The organism is Noviherbaspirillum autotrophicum, from assembly GCF_000818395.1.
Lineage (GTDB): Bacteria > Pseudomonadota > Gammaproteobacteria > Burkholderiales > Burkholderiaceae_D > Noviherbaspirillum > Noviherbaspirillum autotrophicum.
Genome location: NZ_JWJG01000028.1, coordinates 3,204,908 through 3,226,204 on the forward strand (window position 1 = coordinate 3,204,908; position 21,297 = coordinate 3,226,204).

Annotated in this window: 17 protein-coding genes and 1 tRNA gene; 13 read left to right on the forward strand and 5 right to left on the reverse strand. The window is 59.2% G+C overall.

All coding sequences use genetic code 11. The annotated features are described in order from the left end of the window. Nucleotides 1–4: 4 nt before the first annotated feature. Together TSA66_RS16060 and TSA66_RS16065 are read right to left on the reverse strand one after the other, a co-directional pair. Nucleotides 5–4,000 (reverse strand): DUF3683 domain-containing protein, encoded by a 3,996-nt coding sequence (locus TSA66_RS16060; protein WP_040040729.1) that lies wholly within the window; start codon nucleotides 3,998–4,000, stop codon nucleotides 5–7. 213 nt (nucleotides 4,001–4,213) lie between these two features. Continuing rightward, on the reverse strand, nucleotides 4,214–4,705 hold the full coding sequence (locus TSA66_RS16065; RefSeq protein ID WP_040042675.1) for a YqaA family protein: 492 nt from the start codon (nucleotides 4,703–4,705) through the stop codon (nucleotides 4,214–4,216). 85 nt (nucleotides 4,706–4,790) lie between these two features. Between TSA66_RS16065 and ilvA the strand changes: the two genes are divergently transcribed. The 7 genes from ilvA (at nucleotide 4,791) to TSA66_RS16100 (ending at nucleotide 11,958) form a co-directional block, all read left to right on the forward strand. Further along, on the forward strand, nucleotides 4,791–6,368 hold the full coding sequence (ilvA, locus tag TSA66_RS16070; protein WP_084199662.1) for a threonine ammonia-lyase, biosynthetic: 1,578 nt from the start codon (nucleotides 4,791–4,793) through the stop codon (nucleotides 6,366–6,368). Between the two features lie 129 nt (nucleotides 6,369–6,497). After that, complete coding sequence (gene queF, locus TSA66_RS16075) at nucleotides 6,498–7,337, forward strand: NADPH-dependent 7-cyano-7-deazaguanine reductase QueF (RefSeq protein ID WP_040042677.1); 840 nt, start codon at nucleotides 6,498–6,500, stop codon at nucleotides 7,335–7,337. A 242-nt stretch (nucleotides 7,338–7,579) separates the two neighbouring features. Next, complete coding sequence (locus tag TSA66_RS16080) at nucleotides 7,580–8,047, forward strand: PTS sugar transporter subunit IIA (protein WP_040040730.1); 468 nt, start codon at nucleotides 7,580–7,582, stop codon at nucleotides 8,045–8,047. A gap of 30 nt (nucleotides 8,048–8,077) precedes the next feature. After that, nucleotides 8,078–9,016: an HPr(Ser) kinase/phosphatase gene (gene hprK, locus TSA66_RS16085; protein ID WP_040040731.1), complete on the forward strand. Its 939-nt coding sequence runs from the start codon at nucleotides 8,078–8,080 to the stop codon at nucleotides 9,014–9,016. Between the two features lie 56 nt (nucleotides 9,017–9,072). After that, on the forward strand, nucleotides 9,073–9,936 hold the full coding sequence (gene rapZ / locus TSA66_RS16090; protein WP_040040732.1) for an RNase adapter RapZ: 864 nt from the start codon (nucleotides 9,073–9,075) through the stop codon (nucleotides 9,934–9,936). Between the two features lie 31 nt (nucleotides 9,937–9,967). Continuing rightward, nucleotides 9,968–10,594, forward strand: a complete 627-nt coding sequence (locus tag TSA66_RS16095) for an LON peptidase substrate-binding domain-containing protein (protein WP_040040733.1) — start codon at nucleotides 9,968–9,970, stop codon at nucleotides 10,592–10,594. 227 nt (nucleotides 10,595–10,821) lie between these two features. Further along, nucleotides 10,822–11,958 carry a GGDEF domain-containing protein gene (locus TSA66_RS16100; protein WP_040040734.1) on the forward strand — a complete coding sequence of 379 codons (1,137 nt, stop codon included), beginning with the start codon at nucleotides 10,822–10,824 and terminating at the stop codon, nucleotides 11,956–11,958. On the opposite strand, the gene mutY is transcribed toward TSA66_RS16100, so the two are convergent. From mutY to mutM, 3 genes are read right to left on the reverse strand one after another with little or no spacing between them, the layout of a single operon-like run. Beyond that, nucleotides 11,955–13,100, reverse strand: a complete 1,146-nt coding sequence (gene mutY, locus TSA66_RS16105; RefSeq protein ID WP_040040735.1) for an A/G-specific adenine glycosylase — start codon at nucleotides 13,098–13,100, stop codon at nucleotides 11,955–11,957. The two genes, TSA66_RS16100 and mutY, sit on opposite strands and share 4 nt — an antisense overlap. Before the next feature lie 10 nt (nucleotides 13,101–13,110). After that, nucleotides 13,111–15,048 (reverse strand): dynamin family protein, encoded by a 1,938-nt coding sequence (locus TSA66_RS16110; protein ID WP_198358828.1) that lies wholly within the window; start codon nucleotides 15,046–15,048, stop codon nucleotides 13,111–13,113. A 48-nt stretch (nucleotides 15,049–15,096) separates the two neighbouring features. Next, nucleotides 15,097–15,918, reverse strand: a complete 822-nt coding sequence (gene mutM, locus TSA66_RS16115; RefSeq protein ID WP_040040736.1) for a bifunctional DNA-formamidopyrimidine glycosylase/DNA-(apurinic or apyrimidinic site) lyase — start codon at nucleotides 15,916–15,918, stop codon at nucleotides 15,097–15,099. 129 nt (nucleotides 15,919–16,047) lie between these two features. Between mutM and TSA66_RS16120 the strand changes: the two genes are divergently transcribed. The 6 genes from TSA66_RS16120 (at nucleotide 16,048) to TSA66_RS16145 (ending at nucleotide 21,243) form a co-directional block, all read left to right on the forward strand. After that, nucleotides 16,048–17,865 carry a tetratricopeptide repeat protein gene (locus tag TSA66_RS16120; RefSeq protein WP_040040737.1) on the forward strand — a complete coding sequence of 606 codons (1,818 nt, stop codon included), beginning with the start codon at nucleotides 16,048–16,050 and terminating at the stop codon, nucleotides 17,863–17,865. After that, on the forward strand, nucleotides 17,862–18,500 hold the full coding sequence (gene lolB, locus TSA66_RS16125) for a lipoprotein insertase outer membrane protein LolB (protein ID WP_040040738.1): 639 nt from the start codon (nucleotides 17,862–17,864) through the stop codon (nucleotides 18,498–18,500). Before TSA66_RS16120 ends, lolB begins: the two co-directional genes overlap by 4 nt. Then, a complete protein-coding gene (ispE, locus tag TSA66_RS16130; protein WP_040040739.1) occupies nucleotides 18,485–19,357 on the forward strand; it encodes a 4-(cytidine 5'-diphospho)-2-C-methyl-D-erythritol kinase in 873 nt (290 codons plus the stop codon). Before lolB ends, ispE begins: the two co-directional genes overlap by 16 nt. Nucleotides 19,358–19,404: 47 nt before the next feature. Continuing rightward, nucleotides 19,405–19,481 (forward strand) — tRNA-Gln (locus TSA66_RS16135). A gap of 108 nt (nucleotides 19,482–19,589) precedes the next feature. Beyond that, nucleotides 19,590–20,540, forward strand: a complete 951-nt coding sequence (locus TSA66_RS16140) for a ribose-phosphate pyrophosphokinase (protein ID WP_040040740.1) — start codon at nucleotides 19,590–19,592, stop codon at nucleotides 20,538–20,540. A gap of 97 nt (nucleotides 20,541–20,637) precedes the next feature. Beyond that, nucleotides 20,638–21,243 (forward strand): 50S ribosomal protein L25/general stress protein Ctc, encoded by a 606-nt coding sequence (locus TSA66_RS16145; protein WP_040040741.1) that lies wholly within the window; start codon nucleotides 20,638–20,640, stop codon nucleotides 21,241–21,243. Nucleotides 21,244–21,297: the final 54 nt, after the last annotated feature.

The following is a 21,297-nucleotide window of genomic DNA, read 5'->3' on the forward strand; positions in this document are numbered from 1 at the left end:
ATTCTTACACTAATACGCGTTCGATACCGCCGTTGTTGGCGCGCGCCACATATTCCGGCATCCAGTTCTCGCCAAGCAGGTACTTCGCCATTTCGATCACGATGTAATCGGCCGTCGTATCGGCATCTTCGTTATAGCGGAGCAAGCCTTGCAGGCAAGACGGGCAAGACGTCAGAATCTTGACGTCGCCGGTGAAACCGTCGGCGCGCAGCTTGTCCGCGCCCTTGCGCATTTCCTCTTCCTTACGGAAACGCACTTGGGTGGAAATATCGGGACGCCCGATACCGAAGGTACCCGACTCGCCGCAGCAGCGCTCGTTCTTCTCGACCTTGTGCCCATCGGCTGTGGTGATGAGCGCATTGACGGTTTTCATCGCGTCCTGCTGTTTCATCGGCGTGTGGCACGGCTCGTGATACATGTAGCGCACCCCGCCCACGCCTTCCAGCTTCACGCCTTTTTCGAGCAGATATTCGTGGATGTCGATGATCCGGCAACCAGGGAAAATCTTCTCGAATTCATAGCTCTGCAACTGGTCGTAACAGGTGCCGCACGATACAACGACCGTTTTGATGTCGAGATAGTTCAATGTGTTGGCAACACGATGGAACAACACGCGGTTGTCCGTGATCATCTTCTCCGCCTTGTCGTACTGCCCGTTGCCGCGCTGCGGGTAGCCACAGCATAGATACCCGGGTGGCAGCACGGTCTGCACGCCGACATGCCACAGCATCGCCTGCGTCGCCAGACCGACTTGCGAGAACAGGCGCTCCGAGCCGCAGCCCGGGAAGTAGAACACGGCTTCCGTGTCGGCCGTGGTGGTCTTCGGATCGCGGATGATCGGGACGATCTTGTCGTCCTCGATATCGAGCAGGGCGCGCGCCGTTTTCTTCGGCAGGTTGCCCGGCATCTTCTTGTTGATGAAGTGGATCACCTGCTCCTTGACCGGCGGCTTGCCGTGCGTGGCCGGAGGCGCCTTGGTCTGCTTCTTCGCAAATTTCTTCAGCACGTCGTTGGCCAGGCGCTGCGCCTTGAAACCGATGCCGGTCATCGCTGCGCGGGTGGCGTTGATGGTCGCCGGGTCCGTCGCGTTCAGGAAGAACATGGCAGCAGCCGTGCCGGGCTTGAACGATTTCTTGTCCATCTTGCGCAGCAGGTTGCGCATGTTCATCGACACATCGCCGAAATCGATATCGACCGGGCAGGGATTGACGCATTTGTGGCAGAGCGTGCAGTGATCGGCCACGTCCTCGAATTCTTCCCAGTGCTTGATCGACACGCCGCGGCGGGTCTGCTCTTCATACAGGAAGGCCTCGACCAGCAGCGACGTCGCGAGGATCTTGTTGCGCGGCGAGTACAGCAGATTGGCGCGCGGCACGTGGGTGGCGCACACCGGTTTGCATTTGCCGCAACGCAGACAATCCTTCACGCTGTTGGCAATCGCGCCGATATCGCTTTGCTGCATGATCAGCGATTCATGCCCCATCAGGCCGAACGACGGCGTGTATGCGTTGCGCAAATCGGCCGGCATGTCGGGATCGTTGAGCAGCTTGCCCTTGTTGAAGCGACCTTCGGGGTCGACCCGCTTCTTGTAATTGCGGAATTCGCCGATCTCTTCCTCGGTCAGGAATTCCAGCTTGGTGATGCCGATGCCGTGCTCACCGGAGATCACGCCGTTCAGCGAACGTGCCAGCACCATGATGCGGGCCACCGCGGCGTGCGCATCCTGCAGCATTTCATAGTGATCGGAGTTAACCGGGATATTGGTGTGCACGTTACCGTCGCCGGCGTGCATGTGCAGCGCCACGAACACGCGGCCGCGCAGCACGCGCTTATGGATCGCGCTGCATTCGTCAAGGATCAGCTTGAACGCGCCGCCGTTGAAAATCTGGCGCAGCTGCGCACGCACTTCCGCCTTCCACGACACGCGGATCGTGCGATCCTGTACCACATGGAAGACGGCGGCATCGGGCTGACGGCCCAGACGCTCGTCGATCCAGGTCATCGGCACCTGCAGCACCGCCAGCTCGTCCCTGGCCGCCTGCAACGGCTTGTCGAGCTGGGTCAGCAGGAAGGTCCAGCGCGCGTGCGTCAGGTCCACCAGTTGCAGCGCCTGCGCGACGCGGTCGCCCAGCAATTCTTCCGGCGGAATGTCGTTGGCGTCCGCGTCTTCGTTCTTGCCCAGCGGCAGATGACTGCTGGCGAGGAAGCTGCGCAACTCGGCCAGCAACTGCAGCTTGTTCTTGATTGACAGTTCGATATTGATGCGTTCGATGCCGTCGGTGTATTCGCCCATGCGGTTCAGGGGAATCACGACGTCTTCGTTGATCTTGAACGCATTGGTATGCTTGGCGATCGCGGCGGTCCGTGCGCGGTCGAGCCAGAATTTCTTGCGCGCTTCCGGGCTGACCGCAACGAAGCCTTCACCGACTCGGGCATTCGCCATGCGAATCACTTCGGAGGCCGCGCGCGCGACCGCTTCATCGTCGTCGCCGACGATATCACCAAACAGCGCCATTTTCGGCAGCACGCCGCGCTTGGACTTGGTTGCGTAGCCGACCGCGCGCAAATAGCGCTCGTCGAGGTGTTCCAGGCCGGCCAGGATGGCGCCGCCCTTCTTTGCCTCGGCATCGAGATAATCCTTGATTTCCACAATCGATGGAATCGCGTCGCGCGCCTGGCCGAAAAATTCGAGGCAGACCGTGCGCACGTGCTTCGGCATCTTGTGCAGGATCCAGCGCGCCGATGTGATCAAGCCGTCGCAGCCTTCCTTCTGCACGCCCGGGAGACCGGCCAGGAATTTGTCGGTGACGTCCTTGCCGAGCCCCTCCTTGCGGAAGCGCCTGCCTTCGATTTCCAGGTATTCCGTCTTGAACGGCTTGTTGTTCCGGCCCCTCTCGCCCGGATGCGTCCACTCCAGCTTGAACTTTGCCACCGGCGCATCGTGGATCTTGCCGAGGTTATGCTCCAGGCGCGTGACTTCCAGCCAGTCGCCATTCGGGTCGACCATGCGCCAGCTGGCCAGGTTGTCGAGCGCCGTGCCCCACAACACGGCCTTCTTACCGCCGGCATTCATGGCGACGTTGCCGCCGATGCAGGATGCTTCAGCCGAAGTCGGGTCGACGGCGAACACGAAGCCCGCCTTTTCGGCGGCATCGGACACGCGCTTGGTGACCACGCCCGCGCCGGTATAGATCGTCGCGTAAGGCCGGTCGACGCCAGGCAGCGTTGTCATTTCCACCGCGCCGAGCTGCTCCAGCTTTTCTGTATTGATAACGGCCGAAAGCGGCGTCAGCGGCACGGCGCCACCGGTGTAGCCGGTGCCGCCACCGCGCGGGATGATAGTCAGCCCCAATTCGATACAGGCCTTTACCAGGCCGGCCATCTCGTCTTCGGAATCCGGCGTCAACACAACGAACGGATATTCGACGCGCCAGTCAGTCGCGTCGGTCACGTGCGACACGCGCGACAGGCCGTCGAACTTGATGTTGTCCTTGGCGGTATAGCGGGCCAGGGTCTTGTTGGCGCGCTTGCGCAAATCGTACGTGCGTCGGAACTCCTCGGCGAAATCCGCAACGGCTTTCCTTGCCGCTTTCACCAAGATCTCGACATTCGCACTGCGGCGTTTCGCATGCGCATCGCCGGCGTCGGCCAGATCGGTGGACAGGCGTCGCTTCTCGACTTCACTCAAGCGGTGATTGAGCGCGTCGATCAGGTCCTGGCGCCGCTTCGGATTGTCGAGCATGTCATCCTGCAAATACGGATTGCGACGGACCACCCAGATATCGCCCAGCACCTCGTACAGCATGCGTGCGGAGCGGCCGGTCTGGCGTTCGCCGCGCAGCTCGTGAAGGATGCGCCACGACTCTTCGCCCAACAGGCGAATGACGATTTCGCGATCGGAAAACGAGGTGTAGTTGTAAGGAATTTCGCGCAGGCGCGTCGGTGCGGTGCCGCTCGGGGCATCAGAAAGCAGAGCTTGGATTTGTGCGGGGGCGTTCATTAAAAATAGTAGTACTAACCCTTAAAGGTGCATTTTAGCGTATTGCAATGCACCGGGCGGAAACAGCCTTACTTCTCATGCGGCCAAAAAGAGTGCGCAGTATGCTTGCAAAAATAATATTCCCACTAAAACAATGCCACTTGTCGGAGAAATGCAACAGAATTGATTGCAATATTTGCAATCGTGTTTGTATGGATGAGGGCTAGCCGGCCGTTATGCGAGCCAGCTGGCCATCCGATGCCAAAATCCGTCCGGCACGTACAGCAGCAGCGACGTAATCGTCACATAGCGCAGGAACTTCCCCGCCGCCATGTACAGCACGCACGGCCAGAACGGCAGCTTGAGCCAGCCGCCAAGAGTGCATAACGGATCGCCCACGCCGGGCAACCACGACAGCAGCATGGCCCTGGCACCGAAGCGCTCCAGCCATGTGAACCAGTGCGTCGCGCGCTCCCTGGCAAACGCCTGCTTGGCGCCATAGCCCATCCAGTAATCGACCACGCCGCCGAGCGTATTGCCGAGCGTCGCAACCAGGATAGCCGGCCACAGCAGGGCGGAATTGGCCTTGGCCACGGCAAAGACCGCTGGCTCCGAGCCCATCGGCAGCAAGGTGGCCGAGACGAAGCTGATGAGGAACACCGAGGTCAGGACGATGTCGGGAATGGCCAGAACGCCCATCAGCCAGCGGATTGCGGATTCGATCATCGATTGTAGAAAAACGAGATTCCGGGCGCGCGTCGCACGGATATGAGAAAGCGGCGCCAAAAATTCACCGGCCCAGTCCATTATAATGTCCCGCTCGGCATGCCATTTTATTCCAGCGCATGCCAATCACAGCCAAGCCATGACTACCGACTACCTAAAGAAAATCCTGACCGCCCGCGTCTACGATGTCGCCGTAGAATCCCCCCTCGAATTCGCCCCCACGCTCTCGCAGCGCATGGGAAACCAGATTTACCTGAAGCGCGAAGACATTCAAAGCGTGTTCAGCTTCAAGCTGCGCGGCGCCTATAACAAGATGGCGCAACTGACGCCGGCTCAACTGAAGCACGGCGTCATTTGCGCCTCGGCAGGCAACCATGCGCAAGGCGTTGCGCTGGCGGCGTCCAAGCTGGGCTGCCGCGCGGTGATCGTGATGCCGACCACCACGCCGCCGGTCAAGATCGAGGCAGTCAAGGCGCGCGGTGGCGAAGTCGTGCTGCACGGCGACTCCTATACCGACGCCTACAATCACGCCCTCACCTTGGAAAAGAAGGAAAAGCTCACCTTCGTGCACCCGTTCGACGATCCGGACGTGATCGCCGGCCAGGGCACGATTGCCATGGAAATCCTGCGCCAGCATCCGGGGCCGATTCACGCGATTTTCGCCGCCATCGGCGGCGGAGGATTGATTTCCGGCGTAGCGGCTTTCGTGAAGGCGGTGCGCCCCGACATCAAGGTGATCGGCGTGCAATCGACCGACTCCGACGCCATGGCGCGCAGCATCAAGGCGGGGCGCCGCGTCACCCTGCCGGATGTCGGCCTGTTCTGCGACGGCACGGCCGTCAAGCTGGTCGGCGAGGAGACTTTCCGCCTGACGAAAAAATATGTCGACGACATCATCCTGGTCGACACCGACGCAGTATGCGCTGCGCTAAAGGACGTGTTCCAGGACACACGCAGCATCCTCGAGCCGTCCGGTGCGCTGGCACTGGCCGGCGCCAAGGAATATATCGAGCGCGCCAAGGCAAGCAAGAAGCCGATCAAGAATGAGACGCTGGTCACCATCGCCTGCGGCGCCAACATGAATTTCGACCGCCTGCGCTTCGTCGCGGAGCGCGCCGAAGTCGGCGAAGCGCGCGAAGCCGTGTTCGCCGTGACGATTCCGGAAGAGCGCGGCAGCTTCAAGCGCTTCTGCGAACTGATCGGTCCGCGCAACGTGACTGAATTCGTCTACCGCATCAGCGATGAAAAAGAAGCGCATGTGTTCGTCGGCCTGCAGATTTCCAGCCGTGACGAACCCGGCAAACTCACCAAGAACTTCGAGAAGCACGGGTTCCGCTCCACCGACCTGACGCATGACGAACTGGCCAAGCAGCACATCCGCCATCTGGTCGGCGGCAAGAGCCCGCTCGCGCATGACGAGTTGTTGTACCGGTTTGAATTTCCGGAGCGTCCGGGTGCGCTGATGCGCTTCCTCGACAGCATGGCGCCGAACTGGAACATCAGCCTTTTCCATTACCGGAATCAGGGCGGCGATGTCGGGCGCATCCTGGTCGGCCTGCAGGTACCGAAGAAGGAAATGAAGGCGTTCCGTGAATTCCTGTCGACGCTGGGCTATCGCAACTGGGACGAAAGCGATAATCCGGCATACAAACTGTTCCTGTAAGCGCGGCATGCAGTCCGCATTGCTGGCAAGCCCATTGCGGCTTGCCAGCAGAACCGCCCGCTTGGCATGCTGTCATACCAGAAGTTGCCGACCGATCAATCTCGTCATGGCGAATCCGCCATCCATGCCATGAGCACCAACAACCTCCCCGAAGCCTCGCCGCTGGGCAAACCAACCGCGTACCAGGCTGAATACGCCCCGTCGCTGCTATTCCCCATCCCGCGGCAATCGAAACGCGAAGAAATCGGGATTACCGGCACCCTGCCCTTTTTCGGCGTCGACATCTGGAACGCGTACGAAGTGTCATGGCTGAATTTGCGCGGCAAACCGCAGGTCGCCATCGCCACATTCACCGTCCCAGCCGACTCGCCCAACATCATCGAGTCCAAATCGTTCAAGTTGTATCTCAACTCCTTCAATCAGACCAGGCTGGACGGCCCGGAAGCCTTGCTGGACTTGCTGCGCACCGATTTGTCGGCCGGCGTCGGCGCGCCGGTACAAGTCAAGCTGATGCTGCCGGACGCTTTCCCGTCGCTGCAGATGGGCGAACTCGAAGGCTTGCTGCTGGACCGGCTCGACATCGAGGTGAACGCATACCAGCCTATGCCTTCGCTACTGAAGGCCAATCACGCCGAGGCGATGGTCGAAGAGACGCTGGTATCGCACCTGCTGAAATCGAATTGCCTGGTGACGGGACAGCCCGATTGGGGCAGCGTGCAAATTCGCTACGTTGGCGCGCAGATCGATCAGGAAGGCCTGTTGCAATACCTGATCGGCTTTCGTAATCACAACGAATTCCATGAACAATGCGTCGAGCGGATTTTCATGGACATCATGCGTCAGTGCCGGCCGCAGAAACTGGCTGTCTACGCACGGTATACGCGACGTGGTGGTTTGGACATCAATCCGTGGCGTAGCAATTTCACGACAGCGCAACGCCCATCCAATTTGCGCAATGCACGCCAATAACCTTCGGCAATAACGATTAGAAACTTTCTGCCTGAACGGGACTCTAATATTTGCGTGGATTTTCGCCGACGTCCTTCGTTTCGGAGCCGGATTTTCGATTGACCGCTTGCACTATTTCCCTGCTCTCAATCAAAGCATCTAGCCGAAGCACATCATATTCTTCGGCATTACGATATCGAAAAAGAGGTCTATAATCCGTTTCGGACGCCAGTTTTGTGCAACGCACCATAGAATTTTGCAACATGACCAACCTCGCAAAAATCCTGTCGGCTAGCAATGTCGTTCTTGATCTCGAGGTATCGAGCAAGAAGCGCGCATTCGAGCAGGCTGGGCTGATCTTTGAAAACAACTGCGGCATTGCGCGTTCAGTGGTGTCCGACAACCTGTTTGCGCGCGAGCGGCTGGGATCAACTGGATTAGGGCACGGAGTGGCTGTGCCGCATGGCCGGATCAAGGGATTGAAGGCGCCGCTGGCAGCCTTCGTGCGGCTGAAAGAACCTATTCCATTCGAATCGCCCGACGGCCTGCCGGTGAAGCTGCTGGTTTTCCTCCTCATCCCGGACCAGGTTACACAGCAACACCTGGAAATTTTGTCTGAAATCGCTGAAATGTTTTCCGATGAAGGTTTCCGCAGTGTGCTAACGGCAGATCCTGATCCGTTATCGGTGCATGCACGTATTGTTGCACGGCAGCCAATCGCGCATGCATAATCCGGACAGATCGTTCTGTCCATTCGCGCCATGCCCACATCGACCCATCTGACCATTCAGCAGCTTTACGACGACACCCGCGAAGCGCTGCAGTTGGGATGGTTCGCCGGATTTCCCGGGGGCGAACGCCGTATCTCGGGCGATGCGACCTCAGCCGCCGACCAGGTTGGCCACCTGAACCTGATCCACCCGGGCCGCCTGCAAGTCTTCGGACATCAGGAAATCCAGTATTACAACCGCCTGTCGCCCTCGTCCCGCGCCTATCAGACGGAAGAACTGGTCGCCGGCGAGCCGCCAGCCTTCATCATCGCGCAGGGGCTGGAGACGCCGCCATACATCCTGCAGGTATGCGACGAAAAAAACATCCCGCTGTTCTCCACGCCACTTCCGGCCGCGCAGGTGATCGACTACCTGCGGGTATATCTGTCGAAGGAACTGGCGCAGCGCGTGACAATGCACGGCGTCTTCATGGACGTGCTCGGCGTGGGTGTGCTCATTACCGGTGAATCGGGCCTCGGCAAGAGCGAGCTCGGCCTGGAACTCATCTCGCGCAACCACGGGCTGGTGGCCGACGATGCCGTCGAATTTGCCCGCATCGCGCCCAACATGATCGAAGGACGCTGTCCACCCCTGCTGCAGAATCTGCTTGAAGTACGGGGGCTGGGCCTGCTCGACATCAAGACCATCTTCGGCGAGACTGCCGTACGCCGCAAGATGCGGCTGAAGCTGATCGTGCACCTGGTCAGGCGCAGCACGCTGGAAGAAAACTACGAACGGCTGCCCCTGCATTCGCAAACCGAGGAAGTACTCGGCCTGCCGATTCGCAAAGTCGTCATCCCGGTCGAGGCCGGCCGCAACCTCGCGGTGTTGCTGGAAGCCGCCGTGCGCAACACCATTCTGCAGTTGCGCGGCATCGACACGCTCAAGGAATTCATGGAGCGGCAGCAGAAGGCAATGGGCAACGACTAGCCCGGCACGGTCATCCGGCTGTCCTGCAATAACGGAGCATGCGGTATCATAATCGCATGCGCATAATCCTTATTACAGGCATTTCCGGCTCCGGCAAATCGGTCGGATTGAATGCTCTCGAAGACGCCGGCTACTTCTGCGTCGACAATCTGCCGCCCAAGCTCCTGCGCCAACTGGTCGCCACCCGTCTGGAAGAAGGCGCCGATATGCTGGCTGTTGCAATGGATGCACGCAGCTCCGATTCGCTCGCAGGCCTGCCGGCCGACATCCAGCAGCTCAAAAGTGAAGGCCACGATGTCAAGGTCCTGTTCCTGACGGCCAAGACCGAATCACTGATCGCGCGCTTTTCCGAGACCCGGCGCAGCCATCCGCTATCGCACCGCAATCGTCCGGACAAAAATATCGCCGACCAGCCAACGCTGACCGAATGCATCCTGCGCGAACGCGAAATGCTGTCGCCAATCGAAGGCATCGGCCACGTCATCGATACATCAGGCCTGTCAGCCAATAAGCTGCGGGCGTGGATCAAGGATATGGTGGCTACGGAGCGCGCGCCGCTGACCTTACTGTTCGAATCATTTGCATTCAAGTTCGGCGTGCCGCTGGATGCGGACTTGGTGTTCGATGTGCGCGTGCTGCCCAACCCTTACTACGATCTCAGCCTTCGCCCGTTTACCGGACGCGATGCCCCGGTGATTGCATTTCTCGATACGCAGGCGCACGTCGCGGAACTGCTCACCGATATCCGCCTGTTCATCGAAAAGTGGCTGCCCGCCTTTAAAAACGATAACCGCAGCTATCTGACCGTTGCCATCGGATGCACCGGCGGACAGCATCGCTCGGTATACATGGTGGAACGACTGGCTCAGCACTTCGGCAGTTCCGAGCGTGTTCTGCTTCGACACCGCGAATTGGCCTGACATCGCCGCGCTACCCATTCCTTTACCCACCATGCCGCACATCGCCTCCTGGCTTCCGCTTTTCCCACTGAAGACGGTGCTCTTTCCCGCCGGCGTGCTGCCATTGAAAGTGTTCGAAGCGCGCTACATTGACATGGTGCGCGATTGCATGAAAAACAACGCGCCATTCGGCGTGGTGCTGATTAAATCGGGACAGGAAGTGGGCCCTGCGGCAGAACCGGAGACGGTCGGCACGCTTGCGCGCATCATGCAGTGGGACATGCCCAGTCTCGGTGTCATGCTGCTGCGCACGCAGGGAGAACAGCGTTTTCGCATCCGCGACACACGCGTCCTGGCCGACAACCGCCTCGAAGCGCAAGTCGACATGATTGCGCCGGACGCCGATGCGCCGGTCACCGCCATGCATGTCAACTGCGCGAGAGCCCTCAAGATCGTGATGGACGATATCGAGGCCAAAGGACAAGCGCAGCACGGCGAGCCGTTTGACAGCCTGTTCGCCCATCCGCTGCAGTTCGAAAGTACGGGGTGGGTTGCCAATCGCTGGTGCGAAATCCTGCCGATTCCCCTCAAGGCACGCCAGAAGCTACTGGAACTGGAAGACGCGCAGACCCGGCTATCGATCGTCCACCAGTATTTGCAACAGCACCAGATCATTTGATCTGTATCGCATGCGAGGCAGCTCGGGCCGAGTTCTGCGCGGCCCCGCTGCTCAGGCCTCCCACATCCTTGACTTCGCAGGCCACTTTCTCACGGCCTTTTTCAGTATCCATTTGTCACTGCGCAAAGACGTCCGCGGGTATTCATAGGATAAATAGGGAATCAGTTATCCCTTAACCCTTTCCTGCAGCCCGCATCGCCGGTACAACTTTGAGCGCGAGATTTCGTATGTATCTGAACGACGCACGCGAGACCATGCGACCAGAGCCACGACTCGCGCCCGAATCTGTTCCAGCCAACCGCCGCAAAAACATGCACCTTGCGCGCATTCCTCAGATCTCGCCGCTCAGCCTGATTTCGCTGTTGTATGCGATGAGCATGTACGCGTTCTACCAGCAGGGCTTCATCGGCCGTGCCACATTCCTTGCAGTCGCCGTCGTCGTATTGTGCTTTGTCGTCATGTTTTATTGCGCCTTCCGGTTCGGCCTCAACGCGCGTTTTGGCGACCAGAGCCTGATGCTGCCACAGATACTGGCAGCGCTACTAATCATGTTGACCGTTGCGTACCTGGAACAGGCGACGCAGATGGCGCTCGTGCCATTTGTTCTGATTGCTTTTTCATTCGGTATCTTCCGCCTGTCGACGGCCTCGCTGATCCTGCTGCTGTTCGGCTGTCTTGGCGCCTATCTCGGGATTATCGCGCTACATGGCCGCGCGGAAGGATATGGGATTGGATTCCGTGCCGAACTCATGCAATGGTTCGTGCTCGCGCTAACCCTGCCAGGCATGATCCTGGTCGGCAAACAGATACAGAACCTGCGCCAACTCCTGAATGCGACGCGCTATCAGCTCGAGCATTTCGAAGAAAAGTCGGTACGCGACGAGCTGACCGGGCTGTACAACCGCCGCCAACTGCAGACCGAGCTGGACCGCGCCAAGCTGCAAATCGACACTCTGTCGATTCCCTTCTCGATCTGCCTGATCGATATCGATCGCTTCAAGGAAATCAACGACAACAGCGGACACCTGGCCGGCGACACGATCCTGAAGGAATTTTCCTGTGTGGCGCGCGACAGCATCCGTGACACCGACATCCTCGGGCGTTACGGCGGGGATGAATTCATGCTGATACTCCCTAACACCGTCCTCAAGGGCGCCGTCATGCATGCGGAACGTCTGCGCGTGTACGCGCATTTCCTGGACTTCCAGAAGATCCTTCCGCAAAAGCATATATCACTGTCGATCGGCGTCGCGCAGTATCGCCGGGGTGAAAAAATCAATGACCTGATTTCCCGCGCCGACGCCGCGCTGTACCAAGCCAAGCAACTGGGCCGCAACCGCGTCGAGTGGGCCGACGCCACTTAAGACAGCAAGTCCGCTTCCCTGAATGCCGCCAGCAGCAACTTCTTGACCGGCGCCGGCAAGGGCGCATCCGAGAGCTTGTCGGTCGGGTACCACACATGGCTGGCCTGCCCGGCCAACGGCACGCGGTGCGCGAGCCGAATCCGATATGGCGCAACATGCAGCTTGAAATGGGTGAAGACATGCGAGAACGGCTGCAGTCGTTCGCACGAAGCCAGTTCGCCAAACGGCGCGATGGCCTGCGCCACCGACGGCTCAAAACGCTCCGGTGATATGCTACTGCCCTCCGTCAATCGATCCAGCTCCGGCAACGACAATAATCCACCCCAAATGCCCACACCCGGGCGCTGCTCCAGCAGCACCTGATTCTGGTCGGCGATGACAAGCATGGTGGTATGCCGCTCCGGCACAGCTTTTTTCGGCTTGCGCATCGGAAGCTGCTTCACGCGGTCGGTGGCCAGCGCCACGCAACGTTGCGACAGCGGGCAGGCTGCACAGGACGGGCTGCTGCGGGTACAGATCGTTGCCCCCAGGTCCATCAATCCCTGCGTATAGGCCTCGACATCGCGCTGCGGCAGCAATGCGATGGCACGCTGCCACAGCTTATCCTCGACCGGCTTTGCCCCGGGAAAGCCATCGATGCCGAAGATGCGACAGAAGACGCGTTTGACATTCCCGTCGAGGATAGCGGCGCGTGTGCCGTATGCAAATGCGGAAATCGCCGCCGCGGTCGAGCGCCCGATTCCGGGCAAGGCCGCAAGCAGCGCCGGCTCAGACGGAAAGACGCCGCCGTGCTGCGCCACCACCTGCTGGGCACAGCGGTGCAAGTTGCGCGCGCGCGAGTAGTAGCCCAGGCCACTCCAGTGCGCCATCACTTCTTCCAGCTGGGCAGCTGCCAGCGCAGTCACATCCGGGAAACGCGCAAGAAAACGCTGATAATAAGGAATGACCGCTGCCACCTGGGTCTGTTGCAGCATGATTTCGGACAGCCAGATACGATAGGCGTCGCGCGTGTTTTGCCATGGCAGGGTGTGGCGCCCATGCTGCTTCTGCCAGCGAATCACCGCGTCGGAGAAACCAGGATCGGACCAGTCTTCGCTGACCCTGTCTGCTCGTGCAGGCAGGGCTGCTGCCACTTGTTTCATGCTGTCTCTTTCAAGCCGCCGCCTTGAGCACGGTCAGTTCGGCCGAGAACGCGCTATGCAACTCGTCTTCCAGCGCCAGCAGCTTCTTCTTTTGCGCATCGAGTTCGGCCTGCATCTGTTCCAGCGATTCGACCTTTTCCTCCAGGCTGTCGGTCGCCAAGTGAATGCGCTCGATCGCCTGCTTGCGCTTTTTCAGTTGCGAGCGATGCTCCCAGATCTGCGCTTCCAGCGGCGCCATCACCACTTTCAGCCATGCTTCGACGTCGCGATTGGCTTGCAAGAAGCTCTGCTTCACGCGCGACGCGATCGAATCGAAGAACTTCGTCATCATCACTACCTGGGGCGTCGTCAGGATCGTCGCCGCACCGAACTGCTTGTGGTACAGGCCTTCGATCATTTCGATTTCCTTCATGTACTTGTCGAGCGAAAACGGCATCGGCGTCGATAGCGCCAGTCCGTGCTCGGTCGAGAATTTGCGGTACATGACGGTCATCATCGAGGTAATCTCTTCGGTCTTGCGCGCTGAAGCGTTCAAGTTGCCGCGCACATGCTCAAAGAAGTCTTTCACTGCCTGGCGCAATCCGGACGAGAACTTGCTCTTGTCCATCGCATCGCGTGTCTTGCGCGCCTCTGCTTTCAGAATATCCATGCCGAGACTGGTAAACAGTTCCGTCGAAAGGCGGGTAAAGACCGCGCGCGTGCCTTGCAGCTTCAACAAGCTGTTGTCGAACTCCTTTTTCTCCAGCTCGACGCGTTTCATCATGTGTTCGATGATGTTTTGATTTTTTCCGCGCAGGCTCTTCAACTCCATCAATTGCTCAACGACGTTGCGGCTGCGTGCCGCGAGCAGCGCTTGCTTGGTCGTCGTCAGCTCGCCGATATCCGACGACAGTTGGGTGCGGATGATGTCCTGCTTGCCAGGAATAAGCTCGTTGGATAGCGCATTCTCCAGCGCCGGCAGACGGCTCTTGGCGAGGAGCTCGGCGTCATGATTGACCTTGCCGACCAAGCCTTTTTGCGCCGAAATCGGGAAGACCTGGTTCGGCGCCAGCTGCAGGGTCTGGGCCACGCCCACCACCTGCCGCTCGATCTGCGCATCGATCTCGGCCGGCGTGCGCAATTCGTCCCACATGCTGTCGATCTTGTTCAGCACGACCATGCGGCCTGCGCCGGCATTGATATGGTCGCGCCAGACATCGATGTCGCTCTTGGTCACGCCGGTATCGGCCGCCAGAATGAACAGCACCGCGTGGGCATTCGGAATCAGGTTCAGCGTGAGTTCGGGTTCCGTGCCGATCGCATTCAGGCCCGGAGTGTCGATGATGACCAAGCCCTGTTTCAACAATGGATGCGGAAAATTGACGATGGCGTGGCGCCACTGCGAAATTTCGACGAGGCCATCCTGGCCAAGCGTCAGTACAACATCCGGGTCCGATTCATCGTACAGGCCGTAACGCTTGGCTTCGTCGACAGATACGCGCTTGGTCAGGCTCACTTGCTTGAACGCTTCCAGCATCCCTTCGGTGGAGGAGATATCGAGCGGCAAAACCGTCCACGCCTGGCTCTGTTCCTTGAAGTCGCTCGTCGACTGCGCCTGTTCGCGCGTTTCTATCGGCAGCAGGCGTATCGATGGCGGAAAGGTCTCGTCGTAAAGCAATTCGGTCGGGCACATCGTGGTGCGTCCGGCGGAAGACGGCAGGATACGCTGGCCGTAATCGGCAAAAAAGATCGCATTGATCAATTCCGATTTGCCCCGCGAAAATTCCGCGACAAACGCAATCGACAGCTTGTCGTCCGCCAGCCTGGCAAGCAGGCGGGAAAAACGCTGCTCGCTGGCGGCATCGGACAAGTCCGCACTGGCCAGCCATGTGCGATAACGCTCAAGCGCCGACACAACATCGCTGCGCCAGTTGCTGTATTGCTGGAACTTTTGCACCAGATTGCTCACGTTATCCCCGTTTCCGCTTGTACATTTTCACGAATCTAGCACCCGCACTCACTTTTGACAATTTGGGCAATAAAAGGTGGAACGCTGCCCCTGCTTGATTTGCCGCACCGTCGCGCCGCACACCCGGCAGGCTTGCTCTGCCCTATCGTAGACAAAATAACTTTGCTGAAAATAGCCGGAACGCCCATCGACGGCGACAAAATCGCGCAACGTGCTGCCACCCTGCTCGATCGCAGCCGCCAGGGTTTCCCGGATCGCCTGCGCCAGCTTCGCATAGCGGCCTAGTCCGATGCGATGCGCCGGTGTCTTGGGATTGATGCCCGCCTTGAACAAGCTCTCGGACGCATAAATATTTCCTACTCCGACGACAATGTCGCCAGCCAAAAACACCTGCTTGATGGCCGCGCTGCGTTTACGCGTCTGGCGATACAGCAACTCGGCTGAAAAGCTAGGCTCCAGCGGTTCGGCTCCCAAGCCGCGCAGCAGCAAATGTTCCTCGATTGCCCCTTCTTCCCGTCCATGCCACAGCACGGCACCGAAACGGCGTGGATCGGTCATGCGCAACACCTGATCGCCAATTTCGAGGTCAAAGTGATCATGCTTTTGCGGCGCAACGCCGCTTGGCAAAATGCGCAGGTGGCCGGACATGCCCAAGTGCACAATCAGGGTACCGTGATCGAAACCGATCAACAGATATTTGCCACGGCGCCCCGTGGACCGAATCCGGTGCCCGCACAGCTGTTTATCCAAATGGAGGGGGAACGGCCAGCGCAAGCCGTGATGGCGTACGGTCACGGCAGTGACAATACGCCCCTCCAAATAAGGCGCGACACCGCGCCGGGTTACTTCAACTTCGGGTAACTCAGGCATTGCTGAAAATATCTCTTTGCCAAAACACAAACTGGAGCAGGATGACGCCCCCGGATCACATTACCAGCGCGCACAGGGGACTGGTTGGGCGTAGAATAAAAATTTGCTTGTAACGTCAGGACATTTCTTTTGAAAAACGCCCTTCTTATTGTAACCCTGCCGCTCGTTTTGTCGGCCTGCGCAAGCTGGTCACAGCGTCCGGCACTTCCGCCGCTGGATGCGCCTGGCGCGGCTGCGCAAGGCTTTCCCGCGGATGGAAAATTGGCGAAGAAACAACAGGTTTCCCGTCATGTGGGCAGTACAGAAAGCGAACCGAGGGCGGAAGATCCGCTGCCGTCACTCGAGCTTACCGAAGAAGTCATGTACAAGGTGCTGAGCGCGGAAATCGCCTATCAGCGCGGCGACTGGCAGACAGGCTATGTCACGATGCTGGGCTTGGCGCAGCAGACGCGCGATCCGCGCCTGGCGCGCCGTGCGGCGGAGATTGCCCTGGCCGCCAAGGAAGCCGACGAAGCGCTTGCCGCCGTCCGCCTGTGGCGCACGCTCGCGCCGCATTCCGACGAAGCGACCCAGTATTACCTGAGCTTTATCATCTTGAGCGATGACTTGGCCGAAGCCAAACCGCTGCTCGACGAACGTCTCAAGGAAGCGCGCCCCCAGACGCGCGGACTGCTGGCATTCCAGATCCAACGGCTGCTGGCGCGCGCCAAGGACAAGGCCGCCGCATTCACGTTGCTGGAGGACTTGCTCAAACCCTATCTTGACATGCCCGAGGCACATCTTGCGCTGGCACAGGGCGCTTTTGCAAAGGGAGACAGCGATCGCGCCCGCCAGGAAGCGCTGGCCGCACTCAAGCTCAAGCCTGATTCCGAACTCGCCGCCCTGTCACTGGCACAGGTTACGACAGACAAGAATGAAGCCGCGACATCCCTTTCCGATTTCCTTGCCCGCCATCCCAAGGCGCGCGACGTGCGCATGGCCTATGCGCGCATGCTGGTCGAGCAAAAGCAGTACGGCAAGGCGCGCCATGAGTTTGAAATGATGCTCAAGGAACAGCCGCAGGACCTGACGTCGCTGTATGCGCTGGGCGTGCTGAGCGTCCAGGTCAACGATTTCGGCGCGGCCGAGAAGTACCTGGTCACTTACCTTAACGTGCTGTCGGCCAATCCCGAAGAGGAGCGCGACCCCAACCAAGCCTTACTCCTGCTCGCCCAGATTGCCGAAGAGCGCAAGGATACCGACGCCGTGCTCAAGTGGCTGGCTCAGATCGAACCAGGCGAAGCATTTCTGAGCGCCCAGATCAAACGCGCGCAAATCATTGCCAAGCGCGGCGACACGACACAGGCCCGCCAGCTGCTGCATGAGCTCAAGGCCAACGGCGAACGCGAGCACACCCAGGTGGTTAGCGCCGAAGCGCAGATCTTGCGCGATGCCAATCAGCTAGGCCCGGCAATGGACGTGCTCAAGGCCGGACTCAAGCAATACCCGGACAACACTGATTTGCTGTACGACTACGCCATGATTGCAGAGAAAGGCAATCAGCTGGACATCATGGAGACGGCGCTACGGCGCATCATGGAGCTGGCACCGAACAACCAGCATGCATACAACGCGCTCGGCTATTCGCTGGCAGAACGCAATATCCGCCTGGACGAAGCGTACGGATTTATCGACAAGGCGCTCAAGCTGGCACCGGAAGACCCGTACATCATGGATAGCATGGGGTGGGTACAATTCCGCATGGGCAACCTGAAGGAAGCGGAAAGCCTGTTGCGCCGCGCCTACGACTTGCGCCCGGACGCCGAAATCGCCGTCCACCTTGGAGAGGTACTCTGGATAAAAGGCCAGAAGGCGGATGCGCAAAAGTACTGGCGCGACGCGCAAACCAAGGACCCGCAGAACGACACGCTCAAGAGTACCTTGGCGCGGCTTAATGTAAACCTATGAGTTTTTGCCTCACCCGGCGGTGCGCGGCAATCGCGCTACCGCTGTTGCTGACCGCTTGCGCCAGCATTGCTCCGCCCGCCCCCCGTCACGAAGCGCAGGGCGCGCCGCAAGCCGTTCCTGTCCGCCCCTTTCACGACGCAGTCGACCTGAGCGGGCGGCTCTCCGTTCACTATCAACGCAACGACAAGGACGAAGCGCTGCATGGCAGCTTTGTGTGGAATCAGACTGCATCGCAGACCACCGTGACCTTGCTGTCCCCGCTCGGCCAGACCATGGCGATCATTACGGCGACGCCGGCCGGCGCCACCCTCACGCAAGGCGGACAGCCGGCGCGCAGCGCCACCGATGTCGATGCGCTGACCGCGCAGACACTCGGATGGCCGCTTCCTGTGGCTGGCTTGCGCGACTGGCTGCAGGGCTTTGCGCTTGACCGCACCGGGAAACGCGTCATCGCCACGCCGCAAGCCTCGCACCTCCGCACGTTCGACGGCTGGCAAATCCAATATGAAAACTGGGCGGAAGAGGAATCGTCTCCTGCACAACTTCGCCCCAAACGCATCGACCTTGCCCGCTACACGCAACAGGCAGGCGATGTTTCCATCCGCATCGTGATCGATACATGGCAAGCACACTGAACAACTGCCCGGCGCCGGCAAAGCTCAATCTTTTCCTGCATGTAACCGGTCGTCGGCCGGACGGCTATCACCTGCTGCAGACTGTGTTTCAACTGCTCGACCACGGCGACATGCTGCATTTCGAACGGCGCAACGATGGTGCCATCCGTCGCACCACGCCTGTTGCCGGCGTGCCCGAAGAGTCGGACCTGATCGTGCGTGCCGCGCAACTGCTGAAGTCGGCCGTGCGCGACGGCGCGCATCTCGGCGCCAATATTGCCATCGACAAGCGCCTGCCGATGGGCGGTGGCTTGGGCGGCGGCTCGTCCGATGCCGCAACCACGCTGATGGCACTGAACCACCTGTGGCAAACCGACCTGAGCCGAGCCGACCTGATGGCGCTTGGGCTGAAACTGGGCGCCGACGTACCGTTTTTCATTTTCGGACATAATGCCTTTGCCGAGGGCGTCGGCGAGGCATTGCAGCCGGTAGCGACGCCCGATTGCTGGTATGTAGTGATCGAACCAGGCGTTGTTGTACCGACCGCAGCAATTTTTTCGGATTCGGAATTGACAAGAAACACGAAACCCGTCAGAATAACGGACTTTTCCAAGGCACACACCGGCTTCGGAAAAAACGACCTGCAAGTCGTGGCGACCAAGTTATTTCCGCCTATTGCCGAAGCTATAGAATGGCTGCGACAATATGGGGATGCAAGAATGACCGGCTCGGGCGCCTGCGTTTTTTGTTTGTTTAAACAAGAACATCAGGCAGAAGCAGTTCTCGCTGCAGTGCGAGAAACCGGGCAAGCGAACTGGAAAGCGTGGAAAGCCAAAGCGATCGGGCGCCATCCGCTCTCGCACTTGCTTAAGTCGTAGTTCAAGAATTCGTTTGACGTTATGTAACGGCAAACAACCGATTGTGTAGGGGAATCGCCAAGCTGGTTAAGGCACCGGATTTTGATTCCGGCATTCCAAGGTTCGAATCCTTGTTCCCCTGCCATTAAATACAAAAATAAGAGAAGAACCGCGAAGCCGCCAATGCACGACGAACAGTCAAGCCTTGGCGGCTTTTCAACCTTTTAACCCGCTTAAAAATTTTAGGTGTTCCATGGCGCTCGAAAACCTGATGGTCTTTACCGGCAATGCAAACCCGGAGTTGGCCGCTGGTGTCGTTAAGCAACTTGGCATTCCCCTTGGTAAAGCCGTTGTGTCGAAGTTTTCCGACGGTGAAGTCATGGTGGAAATCAACGAAAACGTGCGCGGCAAGGACGTGTTCGTGTTGCAATCGACTTGCGCACCGACCAACGACAACCTGATGGAAATCATGTTGATGGTCGATGCATTGAAGCGCGCCTCCGCCGGCCGCATTACCGCCGCCATCCCATATTTCGGCTATGCCCGCCAAGATCGCCGCCCGCGTTCGGCACGCGTTGCGATTTCCGCCAAGGTCGTCGCCAACATGCTCCAACAGGCCGGCGTCGGCCGCGTGCTGATCATGGATTTGCATGCGGACCAGATTCAGGGTTTCTTCGATATTCCGGTTGACAACATCTACGCTTCACCGATCCTGCTGACCGACCTGGAGAAAAAGAACTACGACGATCTGCTGGTCGTGTCACCGGACGTTGGTGGTGTGGTGCGCGCTCGCGCACTGGCGAAACGCCTGAACTGTGACCTGGCGATCATCGATAAGCGCCGTCCGAAAGCGAATGTATCCGAAGTAATGCACATCATCGGTGAAGTCGAAGGCCGCAACTGCGTGATCATGGACGACATGGTGGACACCGCTGGCACGCTGACCAAGGCAGCCGAAGTGCTGAAAGAGCGAGGCGCAAAAAAGGTAGTTGCCTACTGTACGCATCCGGTGCTGTCCGGCCCGGCAATCGAACGCATCAGTTCGTCGCCGCTGGATGAACTGGTAGTGACCGACACCATCCCGCTGTCCGCCGCAGCCAAGGCCTGCCCGAAGATCCGCCAGCTGACCGCCGCCGGACTGCTAGCTGAAACCTTCAAACGCATTACCAAGGGCGATTCGGTCAGCTCGCTATTCGCCGATTAAGATTCTTCCCGCCCTTCATCGAGGGCGGGCTTTCATATCCCCTGGTCGCGGGGGATACAACGCAAGGCTTTGCCTTGCTTATTTTTGGAGTTTTTAAATGAAAGTTGTCGCATTCCCACGCACAGAGCAGGGGTCCGGAGCGAGCCGCCGCCTGCGCAATGCTGGCCAAACCCCCGGTATCATCTACGGCGGCACGGCTGCACCGGTCGCCATCGCACTCGACCACAACGCGCTGTTCCACGCGCTGAAGAAAGAAGCTTTCCATTCGTCGATCCTCGACATGGAAATCGACGGCAAGGTGGAAAAGGTTCTGCTGCGCGACTTCCAAGTACACGCATTCAAGCAACTCGTGATGCACGTTGACTTCCAGCGCGTCGACGCTAACCAGAAGCTGCACGTCAAGGTTCCGCTGCACTTCGTGAATGCCGAAGTGTCCCCGGCCGTCAAACTGAACAGCGCCGTCATCAGCCACGTGATGAACGAACTGGATATCACCTGCCTGCCGGGCGATCTGCCGGAGTTCATCGAAGTTGACCTGTCCAAGGTCGAAGCTGGTGCATCCGTGCACCTGGGCGATATCGCTCTGCCGAAGGGCGTGTCCGCCGTCGCGCACGACAACCCGACCATCGCCACTGCGAGCGTCCCGGCCGGCCAGGTATCGGCTGAAGAGGCTGCGGGCTCGACCGAAGCCGAGAAGAAGTAATTCGGCGAACCTCGAAAAAACCCGCCACTTGTGGCGGGGTTTTTTTTTTTTTTT

Excerpts from the sequence above, each read along its gene's own strand:
- TSA66_RS16060 (WP_040040729.1), bottom strand. The coding sequence starts at position 4,000 with ATGAACGCCCCCGCACAAATCCAAGCTCTGCTTTCTGATGCCCCGAGC.
- TSA66_RS16065 (WP_040042675.1), bottom strand. The coding sequence starts at position 4,705 with ATGATCGAATCCGCAATCCGCTGGCTGATGGGCGTTCTGGCCATTCCC.
- ilvA (WP_084199662.1), top strand. The coding sequence starts at position 4,791 with ATGTCCCGCTCGGCATGCCATTTTATTCCAGCGCATGCCAATCACAGC.
- queF (WP_040042677.1), top strand. The coding sequence starts at position 6,498 with ATGAGCACCAACAACCTCCCCGAAGCCTCGCCGCTGGGCAAACCAACC.
- TSA66_RS16080 (WP_040040730.1), top strand. The coding sequence starts at position 7,580 with ATGACCAACCTCGCAAAAATCCTGTCGGCTAGCAATGTCGTTCTTGAT.
- hprK (WP_040040731.1), top strand. The coding sequence starts at position 8,078 with ATGCCCACATCGACCCATCTGACCATTCAGCAGCTTTACGACGACACC.
- rapZ (WP_040040732.1), top strand. The coding sequence starts at position 9,073 with ATGCGCATAATCCTTATTACAGGCATTTCCGGCTCCGGCAAATCGGTC.
- TSA66_RS16095 (WP_040040733.1), top strand. The coding sequence starts at position 9,968 with ATGCCGCACATCGCCTCCTGGCTTCCGCTTTTCCCACTGAAGACGGTG.
- TSA66_RS16100 (WP_040040734.1), top strand. The coding sequence starts at position 10,822 with ATGTATCTGAACGACGCACGCGAGACCATGCGACCAGAGCCACGACTC.
- mutY (WP_040040735.1), bottom strand. The coding sequence starts at position 13,100 with ATGAAACAAGTGGCAGCAGCCCTGCCTGCACGAGCAGACAGGGTCAGC.
- mutM (WP_040040736.1), bottom strand. The coding sequence starts at position 15,918 with ATGCCTGAGTTACCCGAAGTTGAAGTAACCCGGCGCGGTGTCGCGCCT.
- lolB (WP_040040738.1), top strand. The coding sequence starts at position 17,862 with ATGAGTTTTTGCCTCACCCGGCGGTGCGCGGCAATCGCGCTACCGCTG.
- ispE (WP_040040739.1), top strand. The coding sequence starts at position 18,485 with ATGGCAAGCACACTGAACAACTGCCCGGCGCCGGCAAAGCTCAATCTT.
- TSA66_RS16140 (WP_040040740.1), top strand. The coding sequence starts at position 19,590 with ATGGCGCTCGAAAACCTGATGGTCTTTACCGGCAATGCAAACCCGGAG.
- TSA66_RS16145 (WP_040040741.1), top strand. The coding sequence starts at position 20,638 with ATGAAAGTTGTCGCATTCCCACGCACAGAGCAGGGGTCCGGAGCGAGC.